Consider the following 306-nt stretch of genomic DNA (forward strand, 5'->3'; position numbering starts at 1 on the left):
TTTACAGCTCTATCACGAATCATTGCAAAATCTGGTAATAAACCTGTCCACCAGAAAACTAATGATACAGATAAATATGTAGAAATTGCAAATACATCCCAAAGTAATGGTGAGTTAAAGTTTACCCAAAGAGAACCAAATTGGTTTGGTATTGGCAGAACCCAATATCCTAACCATGGACGACCCATGTGAATAATTGGAAATAATCCAGCTTGAACAACAGAGAAAATTGTCATTGCTTCTGCCGAACGGTTAATTGCCATTCTCCATTTTTGACGGAAAAGTAATAGTACTGCAGAAATTAAT

General features: G+C 35.6%; 1 pseudogene. It reads right to left on the minus strand.

What is annotated here, in order from left to right:
• Nucleotides 1-306 (minus strand): annotated as a pseudogene (locus FUA24_RS24830) (NrfD/PsrC family molybdoenzyme membrane anchor subunit); the annotation flags it as partial.

Source organism: Seonamhaeicola marinus (assembly GCF_008085455.1).